This window comes from Limnobacter litoralis, assembly GCF_030160455.1.
GTDB classification, from domain to species: domain Bacteria; phylum Pseudomonadota; class Gammaproteobacteria; order Burkholderiales; family Burkholderiaceae_B; genus Limnobacter; species Limnobacter litoralis.
Window position 1 is genome coordinate 47,133 of record NZ_BSOJ01000010.1, and the last position, 18,661, is coordinate 65,793.

Annotated in this window: 16 protein-coding genes; 11 read left to right on the forward strand and 5 right to left on the reverse strand. The window is 55.1% G+C overall.

What is annotated here, in order from left to right; genetic code table 11:
• Positions 1-42 precede the first annotated feature (42 nt).
• On the forward strand, positions 43-813 hold the full coding sequence (locus tag QQJ87_RS05525; RefSeq protein ID WP_284280455.1) for a class I SAM-dependent methyltransferase: 771 nt from the start codon (positions 43-45) through the stop codon (positions 811-813).
• Here QQJ87_RS05525 and QQJ87_RS05530 read toward each other — a convergent pair.
• Positions 810-1,721 carry a LysR family transcriptional regulator gene (locus QQJ87_RS05530; protein ID WP_284280456.1) on the reverse strand — a complete coding sequence of 304 codons (912 nt, stop codon included), beginning with the start codon at positions 1,719-1,721 and terminating at the stop codon, positions 810-812. The two genes, QQJ87_RS05525 and QQJ87_RS05530, sit on opposite strands and share 4 nt — an antisense overlap.
• 95 nt (positions 1,722-1,816) lie before the next feature.
• Between QQJ87_RS05530 and QQJ87_RS05535 the strand changes: the two genes are divergently transcribed.
• Positions 1,817-2,893, forward strand: a complete 1,077-nt coding sequence (locus QQJ87_RS05535; protein ID WP_284280457.1) for a tartrate dehydrogenase — start codon at positions 1,817-1,819, stop codon at positions 2,891-2,893.
• A 23-nt stretch (positions 2,894-2,916) separates the two neighbouring features.
• Here QQJ87_RS05535 and polA read toward each other — a convergent pair whose 3' ends face one another.
• The gene (gene polA, locus QQJ87_RS05540; protein ID WP_284280458.1) at positions 2,917-5,700 is read right to left on the reverse strand and encodes a DNA polymerase I; all 2,784 of its coding nucleotides are present in this window, start codon (positions 5,698-5,700) and stop codon (positions 2,917-2,919) included.
• Here polA and QQJ87_RS05545 point away from each other — a divergent pair, their 5' ends adjacent.
• Genes QQJ87_RS05545 through QQJ87_RS05555 form a run of 3 tightly spaced genes read left to right on the forward strand, consistent with a single transcriptional unit; the run spans position 5,701 to position 8,277 of the window.
• A complete protein-coding gene (locus tag QQJ87_RS05545; protein ID WP_284280459.1) occupies positions 5,701-6,438 on the forward strand; it encodes an LOG family protein in 738 nt (245 codons plus the stop codon). It begins immediately after the preceding gene.
• Positions 6,439-6,491: 53 nt separating this feature from the next.
• Positions 6,492-7,445 (forward strand): homoserine kinase, encoded by a 954-nt coding sequence (locus QQJ87_RS05550; RefSeq protein WP_284280460.1) that lies wholly within the window; start codon positions 6,492-6,494, stop codon positions 7,443-7,445.
• Between the two features lie 16 nt (positions 7,446-7,461).
• Positions 7,462-8,277, forward strand: a complete 816-nt coding sequence (locus QQJ87_RS05555; RefSeq protein WP_284280461.1) for a BPSS1780 family membrane protein — start codon at positions 7,462-7,464, stop codon at positions 8,275-8,277.
• Here the strand turns inward: QQJ87_RS05555 and QQJ87_RS05560 are convergent.
• Positions 8,267-10,510: a UvrD-helicase domain-containing protein gene (locus QQJ87_RS05560; protein ID WP_284280463.1), complete on the reverse strand. Its 2,244-nt coding sequence runs from the start codon at positions 10,508-10,510 to the stop codon at positions 8,267-8,269. The genes QQJ87_RS05555 and QQJ87_RS05560 overlap by 11 nt on opposite strands.
• Before the next feature lie 53 nt (positions 10,511-10,563).
• Positions 10,564-10,758, reverse strand: a complete 195-nt coding sequence (locus tag QQJ87_RS05565; RefSeq protein ID WP_284280464.1) for a hypothetical protein — start codon at positions 10,756-10,758, stop codon at positions 10,564-10,566.
• Between the two features lie 152 nt (positions 10,759-10,910).
• Between QQJ87_RS05565 and leuS the strand changes: the two genes are divergently transcribed.
• The 6 genes from leuS to QQJ87_RS05595 are packed head-to-tail and all read left to right on the forward strand — an operon-like array spanning position 10,911 to position 18,118.
• The gene (gene leuS / locus QQJ87_RS05570; protein ID WP_284280465.1) at positions 10,911-13,553 is read left to right on the forward strand and encodes a leucine--tRNA ligase; all 2,643 of its coding nucleotides are present in this window, start codon (positions 10,911-10,913) and stop codon (positions 13,551-13,553) included.
• Between the two features lie 18 nt (positions 13,554-13,571).
• Positions 13,572-14,063, forward strand: coding sequence for an LPS-assembly lipoprotein LptE (locus QQJ87_RS05575; protein WP_284280518.1), 492 nt, complete (start codon positions 13,572-13,574; stop codon positions 14,061-14,063).
• A gap of 10 nt (positions 14,064-14,073) precedes the next feature.
• Positions 14,074-15,123: a DNA polymerase III subunit delta gene (gene holA / locus QQJ87_RS05580; RefSeq protein ID WP_284280466.1), complete on the forward strand. Its 1,050-nt coding sequence runs from the start codon at positions 14,074-14,076 to the stop codon at positions 15,121-15,123.
• A complete protein-coding gene (locus QQJ87_RS05585) occupies positions 15,120-16,376 on the forward strand; it encodes a glutamate-5-semialdehyde dehydrogenase (protein WP_284280467.1) in 1,257 nt (418 codons plus the stop codon). The genes holA and QQJ87_RS05585 overlap by 4 nt, the downstream gene beginning before the upstream one ends.
• A gap of 21 nt (positions 16,377-16,397) precedes the next feature.
• Positions 16,398-16,829 (forward strand): CopD family protein, encoded by a 432-nt coding sequence (locus QQJ87_RS05590; protein WP_284280468.1) that lies wholly within the window; start codon positions 16,398-16,400, stop codon positions 16,827-16,829.
• Between the two features lie 11 nt (positions 16,830-16,840).
• Complete coding sequence (locus QQJ87_RS05595; RefSeq protein WP_284280469.1) at positions 16,841-18,118, forward strand: THUMP domain-containing class I SAM-dependent RNA methyltransferase; 1,278 nt, start codon at positions 16,841-16,843, stop codon at positions 18,116-18,118.
• On the opposite strand, the gene QQJ87_RS05600 is transcribed toward QQJ87_RS05595, so the two are convergent.
• Positions 18,119-18,607 (reverse strand): glutathione peroxidase, encoded by a 489-nt coding sequence (locus tag QQJ87_RS05600; RefSeq protein ID WP_284280470.1) that lies wholly within the window; start codon positions 18,605-18,607, stop codon positions 18,119-18,121. It abuts the gene before it with no gap.
• Between the last annotated feature and the right edge of the window lie 54 nt (positions 18,608-18,661).

Sequence of the window (18,661 nt, forward strand, 5' to 3'; positions counted from 1 at the left end):
GAGTTTCTAAGATGCAGATTCCCGACCAGCCAGGAGATCTACATGAAACAGTCAGAAATGCCGGAACAGCAATTCGGTGCGCGTGCACAGGCCTATCTCCAGAGCACAGTGCACTCACAAGGGAAAGATCTTGAGGAGATCAGTCATTCCGCCGGGCGGCGTAGCCCCGGGCTGCACGCACTTGACCTGGGTTGTGGCGCAGGCCACGTTGCCTTTGCGATGGCCGGAGCGGGTCTTTCAGTCAGTGCACTGGACCCCAGCGAAGGCATGCTGGAGGTGGTTAAACAGACGGCTGAACAGCGAGGTTACGCCCGATTCTCGACCCACCTTGGACAAGCAGAAAACCTGCCCTTCGATGACGGCTCGTTTGAGTGGGTCATCAGCCGCTTTTCGGCGCATCACTGGAACAACGTGCCCAAGGGCATGCAAGAGGCCAGTCGCGTGTTAAAGGATGGCGGTGAAATCTGGATTGTCGATGCCATGGCCGATGAAAATCCGCTGTATGACACGACACTTCAGACTGTGGAAATGTTGAGGGACCCCAGCCACGTCCGAAATTATCGACAGTCCGAGTGGACAACCATGCTGAATGCGGCGGGTTTTCAAGTTGTTGACAGCACTGCCTGGACCTTGCGGATGGAATTTGCCAGTTGGACGACACGGATGAACACCCCTGAATTGCGATGTCGAGCCATTGAATGCGTGTGGGCCAGAAGCAGCGAAGAAGTTCGACAACATTTTGATGTGCTGGCAGATGGCTCTTTTTTGTTGCCAGTGGGCCTGATCAAGGCCATTAAGGCAGTGACGGCCTAGGCCAGGTGGGGAAGGTGCTTTTCAAGAAATTCGACACACAGCCTTAACTTGGCAGAACTGGCCAGTCTGGACGGATAAACCGCATGAACAGGTGCTTCTTGGTAATACTCAGGAAGCACCTGCTTCAGAAACCCCGCTTTCAAGTCCGAGTGAATGTCCCACTGACTTCGCAGGGCAATGCCGTGGCCGTCCAGCGCCCATCGCCGCACAGCTTCGCCATTGTTGGACGACAAAGGGCCGGAAACCCGGACAGACACCTCGCCTTTGGGCCCCTGCAACGCCCATCGCCCCGGGGTCTGGTCGCGCTCTCGAATGACAAGGCATTGATGTGTGGACAACTCAAGTACGTCGACGGGACAACCCTGGCGGTTCAGATAGGCCGGGCTCGCACACAGTATTCTGCGGTTTGGTCTCAATGGCCTACAGATCATGTCGTGCTGGTCGATGGCGCCCACGCGCACATCCAGATGAAACCCTTCGCCGATCAAATCGACTTTGCGGTCCAGCAGTTCCAGCTGAATGTCCAACTCGGGGCACGTACTCGCCAGTGCAGACAGCACCGGTGCCAGCACATTGCGGCCATAGCCTGAGCTTGAGCACAAGCGAAGTTGCCCCTGCGGCACCACCTTTTCGGCCTGCACCGCATCCATCAAGTCTTGGGCTGAGTCCAAAAGCCGCTGACCCCATTCCAGCAACAACTCGCCCTGTTCGGTGAGAGAAACTTTTCGGGTCGTGCGATGCATGAGTCGCATGCCAAGGCGACTTTCCAGGTTTTGCAAATTTTTACTGACATAGGCAGCGGACACGCCCAATTGATCGGCTGTTGCAGAAAATGAGCGCTGCTGAGCCAGCAGGATGAACATCTCAATGTCTTGAAGACTGGGTGTTTTCTTGTTTATTAAAAACATTTTTGTTGATAAACAATCAATATTTTGATCATTTATAAATTGAATTGTTTATAAATATAATCGAAACTTCAATCACACACCAAGCAAAAACCCACATGAGCACAAAACGAATTGCAGTATTGCCGGGCGACGGCATTGGACAAGAGGTCATGCCCGAGGGCTTGCGCGTGCTGGAAAAAGCCGCCAGCAAATTCAACCTGGACCTGGAGTTCACACACTTCGACTGGGCCCACTGCGACTATTACCTGAAACACGGCAAGATGATGCCCGACGACTGGTTTGATCAGCTCCAGTCGTTTGACGCCATTTATTTCGGAGCTGCAGGCTGGCCAGACAAAGTGCCGGATCACATTTCACTGTGGGGATCTCTGCTGAAATTCAGGCGTGAATTCGACCAATATGTAAACCTGCGACCGGTTCGCCTGATGCCCGGAATACCCTGCCCGCTTGCCAACAAAAAGGTGGGGGACATTGACTTCTACGTGGTTCGCGAGAACACGGAAGGCGAATATTCCTCTGTGGGCGGAATCATGTACGAAGGCACTGAACGGGAGATGGTGTTCCAGGAATCGATCTTTTCTCGCAAAGGCACCGACCGGATACTGAAATATGCGTTTGAACTGGCTCAATCGCGGCCCAAAAAGCATCTGACATCGGCCACCAAGTCCAACGGCATCTCGATCAGCATGCCGTGGTGGGACAAGCGGGTTGAAGAGCTGGCCAAAGCGTATCCGGACGTGCAATGGGACAAATATCACATCGACATCTTGACGGCGCGTTTTGTGCTGAGCCCAGAGCGTTTTGATGTGGTGGTTGCCTCAAATCTGTTCGGCGATATTTTGTCGGATTTGGGACCCGCCTGCACCGGGACCATCGGCATCGCCCCCTCGGCCAACCTGAACCCGGACGGCCAGTTTCCCTCGCTGTTTGAGCCTGTGCATGGTTCCGCACCCGACATCTACGGCAAGGGCATTGCAAACCCGGTGGCCATGATCTGGTCTGGCGCGATGATGCTGGACTTTTTGGGCAAAGGCGACGGCCGCTTTCGAGAGGCGCATGACGCCATCTTGAGGGCCATTGAAGCAGTGCTGGTCGACGGTCCAAGAACACCCGACATGGGCGGCCAATCCACAACCATCGACCTGGGGTGTGCAATCGCGGATTGCCTGTAATACAACAAGCCCATTGGCTTTGCTCAGTGGGCTTCTTCCCAGTTTTTGCCGGTGCCGCAACCCACTTCCAGTGGCACCCGCAAATTGGCCACACCCGTCATGATGCCGGGCACCTCTTTCTGAATACGGTCCAGCTCGGCCTGCGGCACCTCAAAAATCACCTCATCGTGCACCTGCATGATCATCTTGGTGGCCAAATTCTCGGATTTCAGCCACGCAGACAGTTTCACCATGGCCATCTTGATCAGGTCGGCCGAGGTGCCCTGCATGGGTGCGTTGATGGCGGCGCGTTCGGCGGCAGCACGTCTGGGCCCGTTGGGGCTTTTGATCTCCGGCAACCACAATCGTCTGCCAAACACGGTGCTGACGTAGCCTTGTTGCTTGGCAGTGCTTCGCACATTTTCCATGTAAGTGGCCACGCCAGGGTAGCGGGCAAAATACCGGTCGATGTACAACTTGGCTGCTTCACGGGAAATACCAAGATTGCCAGCCAAACCAAACGCACTCATGCCGTAAATCAAGCCAAAATTGATGACTTTGGCAGTCCGGCGCTGATCTGAATTGACGCTGTCCAGCGGCACCGAGAAAATTTCGGCTGCAGTGGCGGAGTGAATATCCAGTCCGTCATTGAAAGCACGAATGAGTGTCTCGTCGCCGGAAATGTGCGCCATGATTCGCAGCTCGATTTGTGAATAATCGGCAGACACCAGCACGTGACCTTCAGGCGCCACGAAAGCCTCCCTGACGCGGCGCCCTTCGGGCGTGCGCACAGGAATGTTCTGCAGATTGGGGTCGTTGCTGGCCAGACGACCGGTCACAGCCACTGCTTGAGCGTAGTTGGTGTGCACGCGCCCTGTTCTGGCGTTCACCATCTTGGGCAATTTGTCGGTGTAGGTGCTTTTCAACTTGGCCAAACTGCGGTGTTCCAGCAATTTGGCGGGCAATGGGTAATCTTCAGCCAGCTTGGACAACACCTCTTCATCGGTTGAAGGTGCGCCACTGGCGGTCTTTTTGACCACGGGCAACTGGAGTTTGCCGAACAGCAATTCACCAATCTGCTTGGGCGAATTCAGGTTGAATGAGCCTCCCGCCAGCTCGAACGCCTGCGCTTCAATGTCGCGCAGCTTTTCGGCAATCTCGTCGCTTTGCTGGGCCAGCATGTCAGCGTTGATCAACACGCCATTGCGCTCCACTTCAAAAAGAACCTGCGTGAAAGGCAACTCGACGGTTCGATACAACTGATCCAGTTCACCTTCGGCTTTCAATGCTTTTCCAAGCACCTGGTTCAAGCGGAAGGTGACTTCCGAATCTTCGGCCGCATATCGGGTTGCGGAATCAACAGACACCTGGGAGAAAGACACTTGAGCAGCCCCCTTACCGGCCACCTCTTCGTATTTGATGGTGTTGTAGTTCAGCCAGCGAAGGGCCAGTGCGTCCATGCCGTGGGGCTTGTGCGCCTCCAGCACGTAACTGGCAAGCATGGTGTCGTCCACCAACCCCTCCACCGCCAAACCATGATTGGCAAGCACATGCAAATCGTATTTGGCGTTTTGAGCCACCTTGGGCGCACTGTGGTCCGCAAACCAGGGGCGCAGCGCATCCAGTATGGCGTCCATCGGCAATTGTGGATCACTGGTCAGGTCTTCGTGTCGTAGCGGAATGTAGTAACCAGTTCCGGCCTCCCAGGCCAGGGAAAGGCCCACTATTTCGGCATTCATGGGTTCAAGGGAAGTGGTCTCTGTGTCGAAAGCCACCACCACGCCGGCCTTTGAAGCAGACCACAGCGTTTGACACAGGGCATCAAACGCCTCTGCCGTGTTGATGCACACGGTTTTGATGCTGTCGATGTTTTGCGTGGGGGAGTCGAACAGACTGACGGCTGGTGTTGCATCGTCAGGGTGAACTGGCGCGGCAGGCGCGGATTCCTCTTCTGCTGTGCCGCCCAGCGCGCGATACCAGGTTTTAAACTCAAACCGCTTGAACAGCTCTTTCAACTGATCGGTGTCTTCCTGCGCCGCTTTCAGGTCCGATTCAATGCGGATTGCATGAGGCAATTCACAATCCACCTTGATGGTGACCAGAAATTTGGCTGTGGGCAGCCAATCTAGTGCGGCATTCAGGTTTTCTCCGACCTTGCCCTTGATGTGCTGGGCATTCTTGATCACATTGTCGAGTGTTTGATATTCAGCCAACCATTTGGCTGCTGTCTTGGGCCCGACCTTTTCTACGCCCGGTACGTTGTCGACGGTGTCGCCAACCAAACTGAGGTAGTCAATAATCTGCTCGGGATAAACACCGAATTTCTCATACACAGTGTCGCGGGTATAAACCACGTTTTTCATGGTGTCGACCAATCGGATTCGATCACTGACCAACTGCGCCATGTCTTTGTCACCCGTGGAAATCACCACTTCATCAAAACCCTGCGCGATGGCCTGGTGGGCAAGTGTGCCTATGACGTCGTCGGCTTCAATGCCTGGTTCGATGATAACCGGCCACCCCAAAGCCTTGGTGATCTCGTGGATCGGCGGAATCTGCGCAGCCAGATCTTCTGGCATACTTGCCCGGTTGGCTTTGTACTCTGGAAACACGTCGTCGCGAAAGGTTTTGCCGGGCGCGTCAAACACGCAGGCGATGCAATCGGCAGTCAGTTCGTCGGTGGTGTGGTCAGAGCGCAGCCGCCTGAGCATGTTCACCACGCCGTAGATAGCGCCGGTTGGCTCGCCAGCCCGGTTTCGCAAGTCCGGCATGGCGTGAAATGCCCGATACAGATAACTTGATCCATCGACCAGGAGTAATCGCTTCATATGGTGACCAATAACAAGAATGTTCCAACACTTCGCCACTTGCCGTCCAAAGACCAGTCCACCGCCGTGAAGGCCAGGGAATCGTGGCACGTGCTGGGAATTATGGCAGAGTTCATCGAAGCGACTGAGAAGCTGTCGGCAATTCGGCCATCCGTGTCCATCTTTGGCAGTGCAAGAACCAAACTGGACCACCCCTACTACGCCCTGACCGAGCAGATTGCACGCCAATTGTCGGACGCAGGCTTTGCCGTCATCAGCGGTGGGGGCCCGGGCATCATGGAAGCCGCCAACAAGGGGGCACATGCGGGCAAATCGCCCAGCGTCGGCCTGAACATCGAGTTGCCCCACGAGCAGCACGGCAACCCCTACCAGAATATTTCCCTGACCTTTCGCCACTTTTTTGCCCGCAAGGTTGCTTTTGCAAAATACGCCAGCGCCTATGTGGTCATGCCGGGCGGATTTGGCACGCTCGATGAAATGTTCGAGGCCCTGACCCTGATCCAGACCAACAAAGGTCGACGCATTCCAATCATGCTGGTGGGGCAGCAATTCTGGGGTGGCTTGATTGACTGGATTCGAGCCACTTTGTTGGCTGAGGGCATGATCAGCCCTGAAGACATGAACCTCTTTCAGGTCGTTGAAACCCCCGATGAAGTCTTGCAAAGTATTTTTGATTTCTACGAAAAACGGACCTTCAACCCCTCAGACAGTGAGACCGAAAAGCTGCTGGACTTATAAAGTCGGCAGAACACAGGTAAAATTCGGGCTGCCCGATCTCAGAGGAACTATGTATGGCTGTTTTCACCCGCGTCACCCATGACGAAATCCAGCACTGGCTGGGCGACCTGGCGTGTGGAGAACTTCAATCGTTTGAAGGCATTGCCTCCGGCATTGAAAACACCAACTACTTTGTCAACACCTGCAAAGGCAGATACGTGTTGACCATTTTCGAGAAACTGACCGATCGTGAGCTGCCTTTTTATCTGGGTCTGATGCAGCACCTTGCGGGCAAGGGTTTGCCGGTGCCAGGCCCGATCGCCAGTCGCGACGGCGCTCTGTTTCGACCACTGCAAGGCAAACCAGCCACCTTGGTCAACTGCCTTGCAGGTTCATCGGTGACCCACCCAACGCCTTTGCAATGCGAAGAAATCGGCCGATTCAGTGCGAAAGCCCACCTGGCCGCAGCCGACTTTGCAGGCACTCTTGAAAACCCACGCAACTTGAGCTGGATTGTCAGCGCCGCGCGCGCAATCAAGCCACACCTGCCCGCTGAAGAACTGAGCCTGCTTGAAGATGAAATTCTGTTTCAGACTCAATTGAGCCGCAGCGCGGATTACCAAAGCCTGGAGAAAGGGGCCGTACACGCTGACCTGTTCAAAGACAATGCCTTGATGCAGGGCGAACACCTGGGTGGTGTGATTGACTTTTACTTCGCAGGGGTAGACACCTATCTGTTTGACCTTGCCGTGACAGCCAACGACTGGTGTATCGATGTGAACACTGGCGAATTTCTGGAACCTCAGTTGCGTGCGCTGGTTCACGGATATTCCGAGCATCGCCCGTTCCCGGATGCTGAAAAGCGTTTGTGGCAGGGTATGCTTCGTGCTGCGGCATTGCGATTCTGGACCTCGCGCCTGAGCGATTACTTCATGCCCAGAGAGGCGGAAGTCCTGAATGTTAAAGACCCGCGTCATTTTGAACGCGTGCTGAAGGCAAGGCGGCAATCCATTCCGTTCGAGTTGTAATTTACAGGATACTGAAGTGGGGACACACGTACACACCTGCCGGCCAAGCACCGGTTGGGACTGGCTGATCGAAGGTCTGAGACTGTTCAGACGCAAACCTGGCGAAATGTTTTTGCTGGGCAACACCTATTTGTTTGTGCTGCTGTTTGTGGGTATGTTGGTGCCTTGGCTGGGCGGACCACTGATGACGCTGATTACCCCTGGGCTTGGTGCCGGAATCATGATCGCCAGCAAGATGGGCGCAAACGGCATGCGGGTAACGCCCGTGCAAATGTTTGCGGGTTTTACAGAAAATCGCAAGAAAAACCTGAACCCCCTGCTGTGCCTGGGCGCTGTGTTCACAGTGTGCTTTGCGCTGATCAAATTGCTGGCCTACCTGGCCCTGGGCCCACAGCCCATGGCGGATCTGGCACAAATTGAAAACGGCGGAGCCAATACCGCGCAGATGGCAGAGCTTGCCACCTACATGGTCACTTACAGTGCGTTTGTCAGCGTGGCATCCATTCCAGTCATTTTGCTGTTTTGGTATGCCCCAGCTTTGGTGGTGTGGCACGGCATGTCAGCCTGGAAAGCCCTGTTTGCCAGCTGGGTAGCCACCTGGCGCAACAAGGCCACTTTTGTGATTTTCGGAATGGGCTGGGTACTGCTGACGCTCGGGCTTGGCGTTGGCATGGCGATCCTGTTCAACCTCTTGGGGGCACCCTTGATGCTTTTGATGGTGATGAACATACTGACATCCGCCATCGTCATGGGAATCACGTTTGGAGCGCTTTACCCCAGCTACCGGTCAGTGTTTGAACACGACCCACATCACCTGGACATCACGATTTAGTCAGCTTGGCGAGGCTGAGCATCAGCCACTTCATGCCCTGTGCACCAAAGTTGATTTGAATGCGCTGCTCCTCGCCCTCCCCCTCGTAGGCCACCACCACGCCGTCGCCAAACCGAGCGTGGTTAACACCTGTACCGATCGGATAGGGCCGGGGTGCCTTGCTGGTGTAAGACAAGGCAGCCCGATTGCCGTGAATCGACTGAGCACCCCAGCCGATCTGATTGTCGAGTCCACTCCATCCCTGTGATGCAATGTGCGCGCGCTTGGGCGTCAACCACTTCAGGACGTTTTCGGGGAGTTCATCCAGAAATCGCGAACGCAAGTGATACCGGATCTGACCATGCAGCATGCGTTGTTGCGCATGGGACAAATAAAGCTGCTCTCTGGCGCGCGTAATGGCCACATACATCAGCCTTCGCTCTTCCTCAACACCATCCACCGCTCCCCCATCGCTGCCAGACACGGAGGTGCTCAAGCTGTTTTCATGGGGAAACAGACCTTCCTCAAGACCGGTTACAAACACACAATGAAACTCAAGGCCTTTGGCCGAGTGAACAGTCATCAGTTGCACAGCGTCTTGCCCCGCCGCGGCCGCATTGTCACCCGCCTCAAGAGAAGCGTGCGACAGAAAGTCGGCCAGTGGCGTGGTCAACTTTTCCTCATCCAGCATGGTGGCCGGGGTGTCCTGATAATACCCCTCTGACACCGAAAAAGAGGCTGCGGCGTTGACCAGTTCTTTCAAGTTCTCGACCCGATCTTCGCCGTCTTTGTCTTTTTCAAAGTGGGCGATCAGACCTGAATCGTGGATCACCTTGTCCACCAGTTCGGGCAAAGGCATGCCACGGGTCTCAAAGCGCATGCGATCAATCAGATCAGCAAACTTCTGCAATGAGGCCTGGCTTCTGCCCTGCATACCGACAATGGCGCGAAACAGCGATGTACCCTGCGCAGTGGCTGTGTCTTGCAATTGCTCGATCGTGCGTGAGCCGATGCCACGCACCGGAAAATTCACGACCCGGCTGAATGAATTGTCGTCGTCTGCATTGTCCAGCAATCGCAGATAGGCCAATGCGTGCTTGATTTCAGCGCGTTCAAAAAAACGCAGGCCCCCATACACGCGATAGGCTATTCCGGCATTGAACAGACCCTGCTCAATGACGCGTGATTGCGCATTGGAACGATACAACACGGCAATGTCCGATCTGGAAAACCCCTCTTCAAGCACCAGCTTTTTAATGCGCTCAATGACGAACGCCGCTTCATCCTGGTCGCTGGTGGCCTCGTAGACGCGGATGGGTTCGCCCTCGCCGGCTTGGGTCCAAAGCTCTTTACCCAGTCGAGACTTGTTGTTGGAGATCAACGCATTGGCGGCAGTTAACACATTGCCGACAGACCGGTAATTCTGCTCCAGCTTGATCCGGTTCTGCACATTGAAATCCAGTTCAAACTGGGCCATGTTGGCCACGCGTGCACCCCGAAACGCGTAGATGGACTGGTCGTCATCGCCCACTGCGAAAATACAGCCCTGCTCTCCGGCAAGACGCTTCAGCCAGTTGTATTGCAAGGCATTGGTGTCCTGAAACTCGTCGACCAGAATGTATTTGAACCGCGCCTGATAATGCGCACGCAATGCCGGGTTGGCCCCCAGCAATTCAAAAGAGCGAAGCAGCAGTTCTGAGAAGTCGACCACCCCCTCACGCTGGCACTGCATTTCATAGGCCTCGTACAGGCGCACCATCATGCGGTGGTACTCGTCGTAGGCGTCCACGTCTTTCGGGCGCAGCCCCTGCTCCTTGGCTGCCCCCACAAAATGAGCCAACTGCTTGGGTGGAAATTTTTCAGCATCTATGCCCAGCACCTTGTACATCCGTTTGATGGCAGAAAGCTGGTCTTGAGTGTCGAGAATCTGGAAGGCCTGGGGCAAACCCGCCTCTTTCCAGTGAGCCCGAAGCATGCGATTGCACAACCCGTGAAAAGTGCCCACCCACATGCTGCGGGTGTTGATCGGCAACATCGCGGATATCCGCGTTAGCATTTCTTTGGCGGCCTTGTTGGTGAAGGTCACCGCCAACACGCCACTTGGGCCCACTTGCCCGGTTTGAATCAACCACGCAATCCGTGCGGTCAACACCTTGGTTTTTCCACTGCCAGCACCAGCCAGAATAAGCGCAGACGCGCGAGGCAAGGTAACGGCGGCAAGTTGTTCAGGATTCAGCGTTTCAAGTAGGGACACAGGCTAAGCACACAGGCAGATGATTTGAACTGCTGTAGATTTTAACAGGAGAATCAATCCCCTTTGCTGCCCGAGGCGGCATCAATGGCCGCAGATGCAGCAGAGCCTGCCACACTGACGCCGGCAGACACCACCGCCCCCGTGACCGAAATGGCAGCACCCGCAGTGGCGGAGGCCACAGCGCAGCCACTTAAGGCAAAGGACCACAGCGGGGTCAATACCAGCAAACAAACCAAAGATCGCTTCATTTTGTGAACCCCGTTGAAGATGTGCCATCGAGTGTAACGGCAAACCGGCTGGCTGGCTGTAAAACCCCGATATAATTCAAGATTGGCCGAGTTTGACAGAAATTGCCCTCGGCCTTTTGTTGAATACGGTTCCTTTTAGCGTCTACTTAATCATGCTCGAAAAATACTCCGCCCAAGACATTGAAAACGCCATCCAGCAGGACTGGAAAGTGACTGACGCCTACAGGGCCGAAGCCTTTGCCAAAAATGCTCAAGGGCAGGAGAAGCCCAAGTACTACTGTGTGTCTATGCTGCCCTATCCAAGCGGCAAACTGCACATGGGCCATGTGCGCAATTACACCATCAACGACGTGATGATCCGCCAAAAGCGCATGAAGGGCTACAACACCCTCATGCCCATGGGATGGGACGCCTTTGGCATGCCCGCGGAAAACGCAGCGATGGCCAATGGCAAACCCCCAGCGGCATGGACCTACAGCAACATTCAGTACATGAAAAAGCAGATGGAATCCATGGGCCTGGCAATTGACTGGTCCAAGGAAGTAGCCACCTGCAAACCCGACTACTACAAGTGGAACCAATGGCTGTTTTTGAAGATGCTGGAGAAAGGCATCGTGTACAAGAAAACCGGCACCGTCAACTGGGACCCGATTGACCAAACCGTGCTGGCCAATGAACAAGTGATCGACGGACGCGGGTGGCGCTCTGGCGCGGTGGTGGAAAAACGTGACATCCCCATGTACTACATGGCCATCACCAGTTATGCCGACGCCCTGCTGGACGACCTGAAAGACCTGCAATGGCCGGAGCGCGTCAAACTGATGCAGGAAAACTGGATTGGCAAATCCACCGGTGTGCGTTTCGCGTTCACCCATGACATCACGGATGCGCAAGGCAAGTTGGTTCAAGACGGAAAAATGTTCGTTTTCACCACCCGTGCCGACACCATCATGGGCGTTACCTTTGCCGCAGTGGCGGCTGAGCACCCGCTGGCCACTTTGGCGGCAGCCAACAACCCTGAGTTGCAGGCTTTCATCGCTGAATGCAAGGCGGGTGGCGTGGCCGAGGCCGACATGGCCACCATGGAAAAGAAAGGCATGCCCACGGGGCTCAGTGTGAAGCATCCCGTCACAGGTGCCGACGTGCCGGTGTGGGTTGGCAACTACGTGCTGATGAGCTACGGCGATGGCGCTGTGATGGGCGTGCCTGCGCACGACGAGCGTGATTTTGCCTTTGCGTTGAAATACGGCATCGAGATCAAACAGGTCGTTGATGTCAAAGGCCAGCGTTTTGACGCCACCCAGTGGTCCGACTGGTATGGCGACAAAGACCATGGCATTTGTGTCAATTCAGGCGAATTGAATGGCAAACACTACAATGCTGCTGTGGATTGGGTTGCCGACTTCATGGCGGCAAAAGGCCTGGGTGAAAAGCGCATTCAGTTCCGCCTGCGCGATTGGGGCATTTCCCGCCAGCGCTACTGGGGCACGCCGATTCCCATCATTTACTGCGACACCTGCGGCGACGTGCCTGTGCCTGAGAAAGACCTGCCGGTGATACTACCCGAGGACCTCGTGCCGGATGGCAGTGGCAACCCTCTGGCCAAAAGTGCGGCGTTTTACCAGTGCACCTGCCCCAAGTGTGGCAAACCGGCCCGGCGCGAAACCGACACCATGGACACTTTTGTGGATTCCAGCTGGTACTTCACCCGCTACGTGTGCAACGACGCCAACACCATGACCGATGAACGCGCCGATTACTGGATGCCAATGGACCAGTACATCGGTGGCATCGAGCACGCCATTTTGCATTTGCTGTACAGCCGCTTCTGGACCAAGGTGATGAACGACCTGGGCTTGGTGAAATTCCGTGAACCTGCCACAGCCTTGCTCACCCAAGGCATGGTGTTGAACGACACCTACTACACCGAAGAAGCCAACGGCAAAAAAACCTGGATCAACCCCGACGACGTCGAGGTCAGCTTTGACGACCGCGGGCGTCCAGTGTCCGCCAAGCTGAAAGCCAGCGGCGCACCGGTGCACATCGGTGGTGTTGAAAAAATGTCGAAATCGAAAAACAACGGCATCGATCCACAGGCCCTGATTGACCAATATGGCGCTGACACGGCTCGCCTGTTTACCATGTTCGCAGCCCCGCCCGAGCAAAGTCTCGAATGGAGTGGCTCTGGCGTCGAAGGTGCGCACCGTTTCCTCAAGCGGCTTTTCCATCTGGGCTTGAATTTCGAATCGGTGTTCACTGCGCAATCCACCCTGCCAGCAAGTTTGGACAAGGCTGCGCAGAACACCCGACGGGAACTGCATGAGGTGCTCAAGCAGGCCAACTTCGACTACGATCGCAATCAGTACAACACCGTGGTTTCAGCCGGCATGAAAATGCTGAACACGCTCGATTCATTTGCTCAGCAGGCGAAAGGGGATGACGACAAGGCCGTGCTGGTCGAAGGCATGGGCATCTTGTTGCGTGTGCTCTACCCCATCGTGCCACACCTGACATGCCACCTGTGGCAGGCACTCGGTTACGCCGTCTCTCACGGCACGCTGCTGGACGCCCCATGGCCCGAGGTGGATGAAAAAGCCCTTGTACGCTCCGAATTGACACTGATGGTCCAAATCAATGGCAAATTGCGAGGCAGCATTGAGGTGTCGGCCGATGCGGACAAAGCGAGCATCGAAGCCACCGCACTGGCAAATGACACCGTGCAAAAGTTTCTGGATGGCGGCGCGCCGAAAAAGATCATCGTGGTGCCTGGAAAATTGATTAACATTGTGGTTTAACTGGAGATCGTGTCACGCATGCGACTGATCAAGCCCCTTTTACTGATCACCCTCACCTTCTGGCTCACCGCCTGCGGATTTCAGCTGAGGGGTCAGTACAAGTTCGACTTTGACGCCATCAAGCTCGCGGGCATGGAGAAAAGTGACGTCTACAGAATCATGGACCTTCAGCTTGAAATCAACGGCCTGAAAGTCAATGAGGGCGTCAAAGCCCCGCTTCGCTTGAACCTGATCCGTGAAAAGCGCGACCGCAGTGTGATCACCTTCAGCGCATCCGGCAGAGCACTCGAGGTGCGACTCACCTACGACCTGCAATACAGCGTGACTGACGCCAACGGCGATTACTTGATCGCCACCACCGACTTGACGCAACGACGAGACCTGACCTACAACGACAATCAGTTGCTCAGCAGCGAAAACGAAGAAAGCAACCTGTATCAGGAGATGCAGCAGGACATGGCACGCCAGATCGTGACCCGCCTCGCCAATCTCAAAGTCGCCAGCCAATGAGGTCGCGGAGGTGAAAAAAATTGCCCTTGAACACTGGTTAAAGCCAGAACAGGGAAATCCCAAGCAGCCACAACTTTTCTGTATTTTTACGGATGAACCTCTGTTTTTAACCCAAGGCAGCGATCTGTATCGCACCCGATTGCGTCTGAACACCCACTTTGAACGGCAGGTCATTGACGCAGACCGAAGTCTCGACCCACAAGCGTTTCTGGCGCTGTTCTCAGAGGTGTCCCTGTTTGGCGATCTTAGCCTCGTTGAATTGCGACTGACCCAACCGAAAATGAACAAGGACCTTGCTGAAGCGATCGACCAGGCGTGTCGATGGATGCAGCAGGGGCAATGTGATCATTGCCTGCTGGTCACCGGCCCCAGATTGAACAAAACCCAGGAAAAGTCCGCCGGTTTTTCATCTTTGCTTTCAACTGGCACCGAACTGGTTTGCAAAGCGATTACGAGCGCGAACATGGCCCAATGGATTTCGCAATCGGCTGAGCGCCTGGGTCTGAAAATGAGCCCTGACGGTTCAAACTGGCTGGCCGAGCGAACCGAGGGCAACTTGCTTGCGGCGCATCAGGCGCTTGAAAAGCTCGCCGTCGAGCACCAAGGGGCCATTTCGCTCGAACAGATTCAGCATGTTGCAAGCGACGCCGCACGCTACAATGTGTTTGACCTCGGCCCCAGCTTGCTTGCAGCCGACACACGACGCATATCCCGAATGATTGATGGTCTTCGCGCTGAGGGTGAATCCACTGTGCTGGTGCTTTGGACCTTGCAAGAAGAAATTAGGGCCATCCGTGAAACCCGTCTGCAGATGCATCGCGGCCTGCCTTTGGCGCAGGCCTGCCAGCAGGCGCGCATTTGGGGTGCTCGCCAACAACACATTGGCTCAGCCTTGAAACGCCACAACAGCGCCAGTCTGGAAGAATTGACGCGCTGGTGCTACACCGCTGAGAAAACCATCAAAGGTTTGCTCAAGGGTGAACCCTGGACTCTATTAGAATTGATCGGCATGGGCATTGCGGGTGTTTCCCCGCCCGCCCGAATTGGAATTGAATCATGAACATCGCAGAACAGGTGCTGAACATCGGAAAGCGCGCACGCACAGCGTCCGCCGCGATGGCCAAGGCCAGCACCGATCAGAAAAATCGCGCCTTGCGGGCCATTGCCCAACTCGTTCGACAACAATCAGCCATGCTGAAAGCCGCCAATGCGGAAGACCTTGAGCGCGCTCGACTCAATGGACTGGAACCCGCATTGCTGGACAGGCTGGCCTTGTCTGACAAAGCCATTGAAACAATGGCCGAAGGGCTGGAGCAGATCGCTCAGTTGCCCGACCCGATTGGCGAAATGACCGACTTCAAAAACAGGCCAAGCGGCATATTGGTCGGCAAGATGCGAGTGCCCCTGGGCGTGGTCGGCATCATTTACGAGGCGCGCCCGAATGTCACGGTTGACGCAGCCGGGCTGTGCATCAAATCCGGCAATGCAACCATTCTACGGGGTGGGTCCGAAGCCCTGCGCTGCAACAACGCCTTGGCCAAACTCGTGGCACAGGGTCTGGAGGCAGCAGGTTTGCCCGCAGACGCGGTCATTGTGATTGACACCACCGATCGGGCGGCAGTCGGCACCTTGATCACCATGGCCGAGTATGTGGACGTCATCGTTCCCCGCGGCGGCAAAGGCCTGATCGAACGCATCTCCAAAGAAGCCAGAGTGCCCGTCATCAAACATCTGGATGGCATCTGCCACGTGTTCATCGATGAATTCGCTGACGCGGACAAAGCCGTCGCCATCGCAGACAATGCGAAAACACACCGCTACGGCACCTGCAACACCATGGAAACCTTGCTGGTGCACAGTGCGCATGCCCCCGACACTTTGGCAAAGCTTGTTGAAATATACGGCAACAAACAGGTTGAACTGCGCGGATGTCAGCGCACCTTGGCGCGCTTTCCGAAGCTGCTTGCAGCCACCGAAGAGGACTGGTCTACCGAGTATCTGGCTCCGGTGCTGTCGATCAAATTGATAGACTCCCTGGACGAAGCCATTTCACACATCAACCACTTTGGCTCTCATCACACCGATGTCATCGTGACGGAAAATCACAGCAACGCCATGCGTTTTATCCGTGAGGTGGACTCCGCATCCGTCATGATCAACGCGTCCAGCCGTTTCGCCGATGGATTCGAGTACGGTCTGGGTGCAGAAATCGGCATATCCACCGACAAAATTCATGCGCGGGGCCCTGTCGGCCTTGAGGGATTGACCAGTCAAAAATACGTGGTGTTCGGCCACGGTGAAGTCAGACAATAAACACACTCGGGAGGCAGTTCGATGTCAGGTTATCTCTGGATCAAGTCATTTCACATTCTGTTCGTGGCGTCCTGGTTTGCAGGTCTGTTTTACTTGCCCCGCATTTTTGTGAATCTCGCCATGGAAACCGAACCAGCTGCCATCGCCCGGCTGCTTGTCATGGCCCGCAAGCTTTACAAATTCATGACATTGCTGGCCATTCCAGCCCTCTTGCTGGGCTTCATGTTGGTGGGCGTCTACAAAATCGGCACTGGCGGACACACCGGCTGGCTTCACGCCAAGATACTGGTTGTGTTGCTGATCGTGGGCTACCACCACGGCTGCGGCCGACTGCTGAAAAAATTTGAAAGGCAGGCCAACACCCGAAGTCACGTTTTTTATCGCTGGTTCAATGAAATTCCAGTGGTGCTCATGGCAATTGCCATCATTTTGGTGGTTGTCAAACCCTTTTGATCAAGGCACACATGTCGTTTAAAAACGCCCCGAAAGGTGGCAAATCTGCAGCAGTCCTGAAGCCAGTGTTTGAATGCTTCGCCAGCTGTCCTCGTGGCCTGGAAACACAGCTGCAAGCCGAAATCGAAAAACTGGGGGGCCGAAAGGTTGAAACCACCCACGGTGGCTGTACCTTCGAGGCCAGCTGGATCCAGGCCACTCGCATCACCTACTGGAGCCGCTTTGCTGGCCGAGTAGGTCTTCAGATCGCCAAAGGCCCATTCCAGTCCGATGAAGACTTGTACAAACTGGCATTGACCGTGCCTTGGTGGAACTGGTTTGGGCTCAGTCAGACCTTTCGGGTTGACCTCAACAATCTGGGTGCAAACGTCAAAAGCATCCGTTTCACGCAGTTGCGCCTCAAAGACGCCATTTGTGACGCCTTTATTCGACAGTTCGACGAGCGACCCAATGTCAGCATCGAAGAACCTGATGTGCGTGTGTTTGGCGCCGTGTCTGCCACGGAAGCCATGGTGTACATCGACCTGGCCGGTGAAAACCTGTTCAAACGGGGCTGGCGTCTTGACAAGGGCGAAGCCCCCTTGAAAGAGAACCTGGCTGCAGGCATCTGGGCCATTGCCGAACAACGCGCCACCGCCATTGGTGCAACCCATTTCATAGACCCGTTCTGCGGAAGCGGCACTTTGGTCATTGAATCGGTGTGCACACTGTGCGACCGAGCGCCCGGGCTTGAGCGCCCCTTCGGATTCGAGAAACTGAAGCCCTACGATCCAGCCTTGGGGCAGGCCTTGCAAAACGAGGCCAACCAACGCTTCAACGCTGGCCTGGACAAAGCGCTGGAGGAACGTCACTTTCAGTGGACCGCCAGCGACATCACCCCCCTCCTTGTCGAAATGGCTGAAGAAAATGCAAAGCGTGCTGGCCTGGGGGAATTGCTGGAAGCGGGATTGATTCAATTCAGCCAAAAAGACGCCCTGGTCACCAAACCAACCAGCGAACTCGGCTTGATGCTCACCAACCCACCTTACGGTGAGCGTGTGCGTGCCAAGGGCGCAGACATTCCTGAAGACGAAGCCTATGTCCGTCTCTTCAAAGAATTCGGCAATCTGTTGAAAAGCAGTTACGCCGGTTGGACCGCCATGGTGTTCTCGGGCGATCTGGAAATCAAGAAAGTCATTGGGCTCAGCCCCAAGCGCAAAACACCGCTGTTCAATGGCGCCATTGAATGCAGACTGTTTGAATTTCCGATTGCCGCGGGCAGTTACCGCCCGCGAGCAGAAAACAGCTGATCACTCGGCCAGCAACTTCTCGATGTCACCCGCCAGATCAGCAGGTTTGGTGGTGGGTGCATATCGCTTGAAAACATCCCCGTTTTTTCTCACCAGAAATTTGGTGAAATTCCATTTGATGGCTTCACTGCCCAGTATGCCTTTCGCCTCGGTGGTCAAAAACTTGTACAAAGGGTGGGCGTCTGCACCGTTGACGTCCACTTTGTCAGACATCGTAAATGTCACGCCATAATTCAGGTCGCAAAAGCCGGCAATTTCTTCTGCGCCGCCCGGTTCCTGCTTGCCAAACTGATTGCAGGGAAATCCGATCACCACCAAACCCTGACCGGCGTATTTGTCGTGCAAGGCCTGAAGACCCGCGTACTGGGGGGTAAAGCCACATTTGCTTGCTGTATTAACAATCAAAAGCACCTTGCCTTCGTAATCGGCCAATGCGATGGGTTTGCCTTGCAAGGTTTTGCTGCTAAAACTATAAATGGGTGCACTCATGAGGTGGCTTCTCCGGTTAAAAGTACTGAAAACCTGATGAAACTGATTGTAACG

Bases quoted from the DNA above. Each gene is read 5' to 3' on its own strand.
- polA (WP_284280458.1), bottom strand. From the start codon at position 5,700: ATGAAGCGATTACTCCTGGTCGATGGATCAAGTTATCTGTATCGGGCA.
- QQJ87_RS05565 (WP_284280464.1), bottom strand. From the start codon at position 10,758: ATGAAGCGATCTTTGGTTTGTTTGCTGGTATTGACCCCGCTGTGGTCC.
- QQJ87_RS05575 (WP_284280518.1), top strand. From the start codon at position 13,572: ATGCGACTGATCAAGCCCCTTTTACTGATCACCCTCACCTTCTGGCTC.
- QQJ87_RS05545 (WP_284280459.1), top strand. From the start codon at position 5,701: ATGGTGACCAATAACAAGAATGTTCCAACACTTCGCCACTTGCCGTCC.
- QQJ87_RS05590 (WP_284280468.1), top strand. From the start codon at position 16,398: ATGTCAGGTTATCTCTGGATCAAGTCATTTCACATTCTGTTCGTGGCG.
- QQJ87_RS05535 (WP_284280457.1), top strand. From the start codon at position 1,817: ATGAGCACAAAACGAATTGCAGTATTGCCGGGCGACGGCATTGGACAA.
- leuS (WP_284280465.1), top strand. From the start codon at position 10,911: ATGCTCGAAAAATACTCCGCCCAAGACATTGAAAACGCCATCCAGCAG.
- QQJ87_RS05525 (WP_284280455.1), top strand. From the start codon at position 43: ATGAAACAGTCAGAAATGCCGGAACAGCAATTCGGTGCGCGTGCACAG.
- QQJ87_RS05585 (WP_284280467.1), top strand. From the start codon at position 15,120: ATGAACATCGCAGAACAGGTGCTGAACATCGGAAAGCGCGCACGCACA.
- QQJ87_RS05550 (WP_284280460.1), top strand. From the start codon at position 6,492: ATGGCTGTTTTCACCCGCGTCACCCATGACGAAATCCAGCACTGGCTG.
- QQJ87_RS05600 (WP_284280470.1), bottom strand. From the start codon at position 18,607: ATGAGTGCACCCATTTATAGTTTTAGCAGCAAAACCTTGCAAGGCAAA.
- QQJ87_RS05530 (WP_284280456.1), bottom strand. From the start codon at position 1,721: ATGTTTTTAATAAACAAGAAAACACCCAGTCTTCAAGACATTGAGATG.
- QQJ87_RS05595 (WP_284280469.1), top strand. From the start codon at position 16,841: ATGTCGTTTAAAAACGCCCCGAAAGGTGGCAAATCTGCAGCAGTCCTG.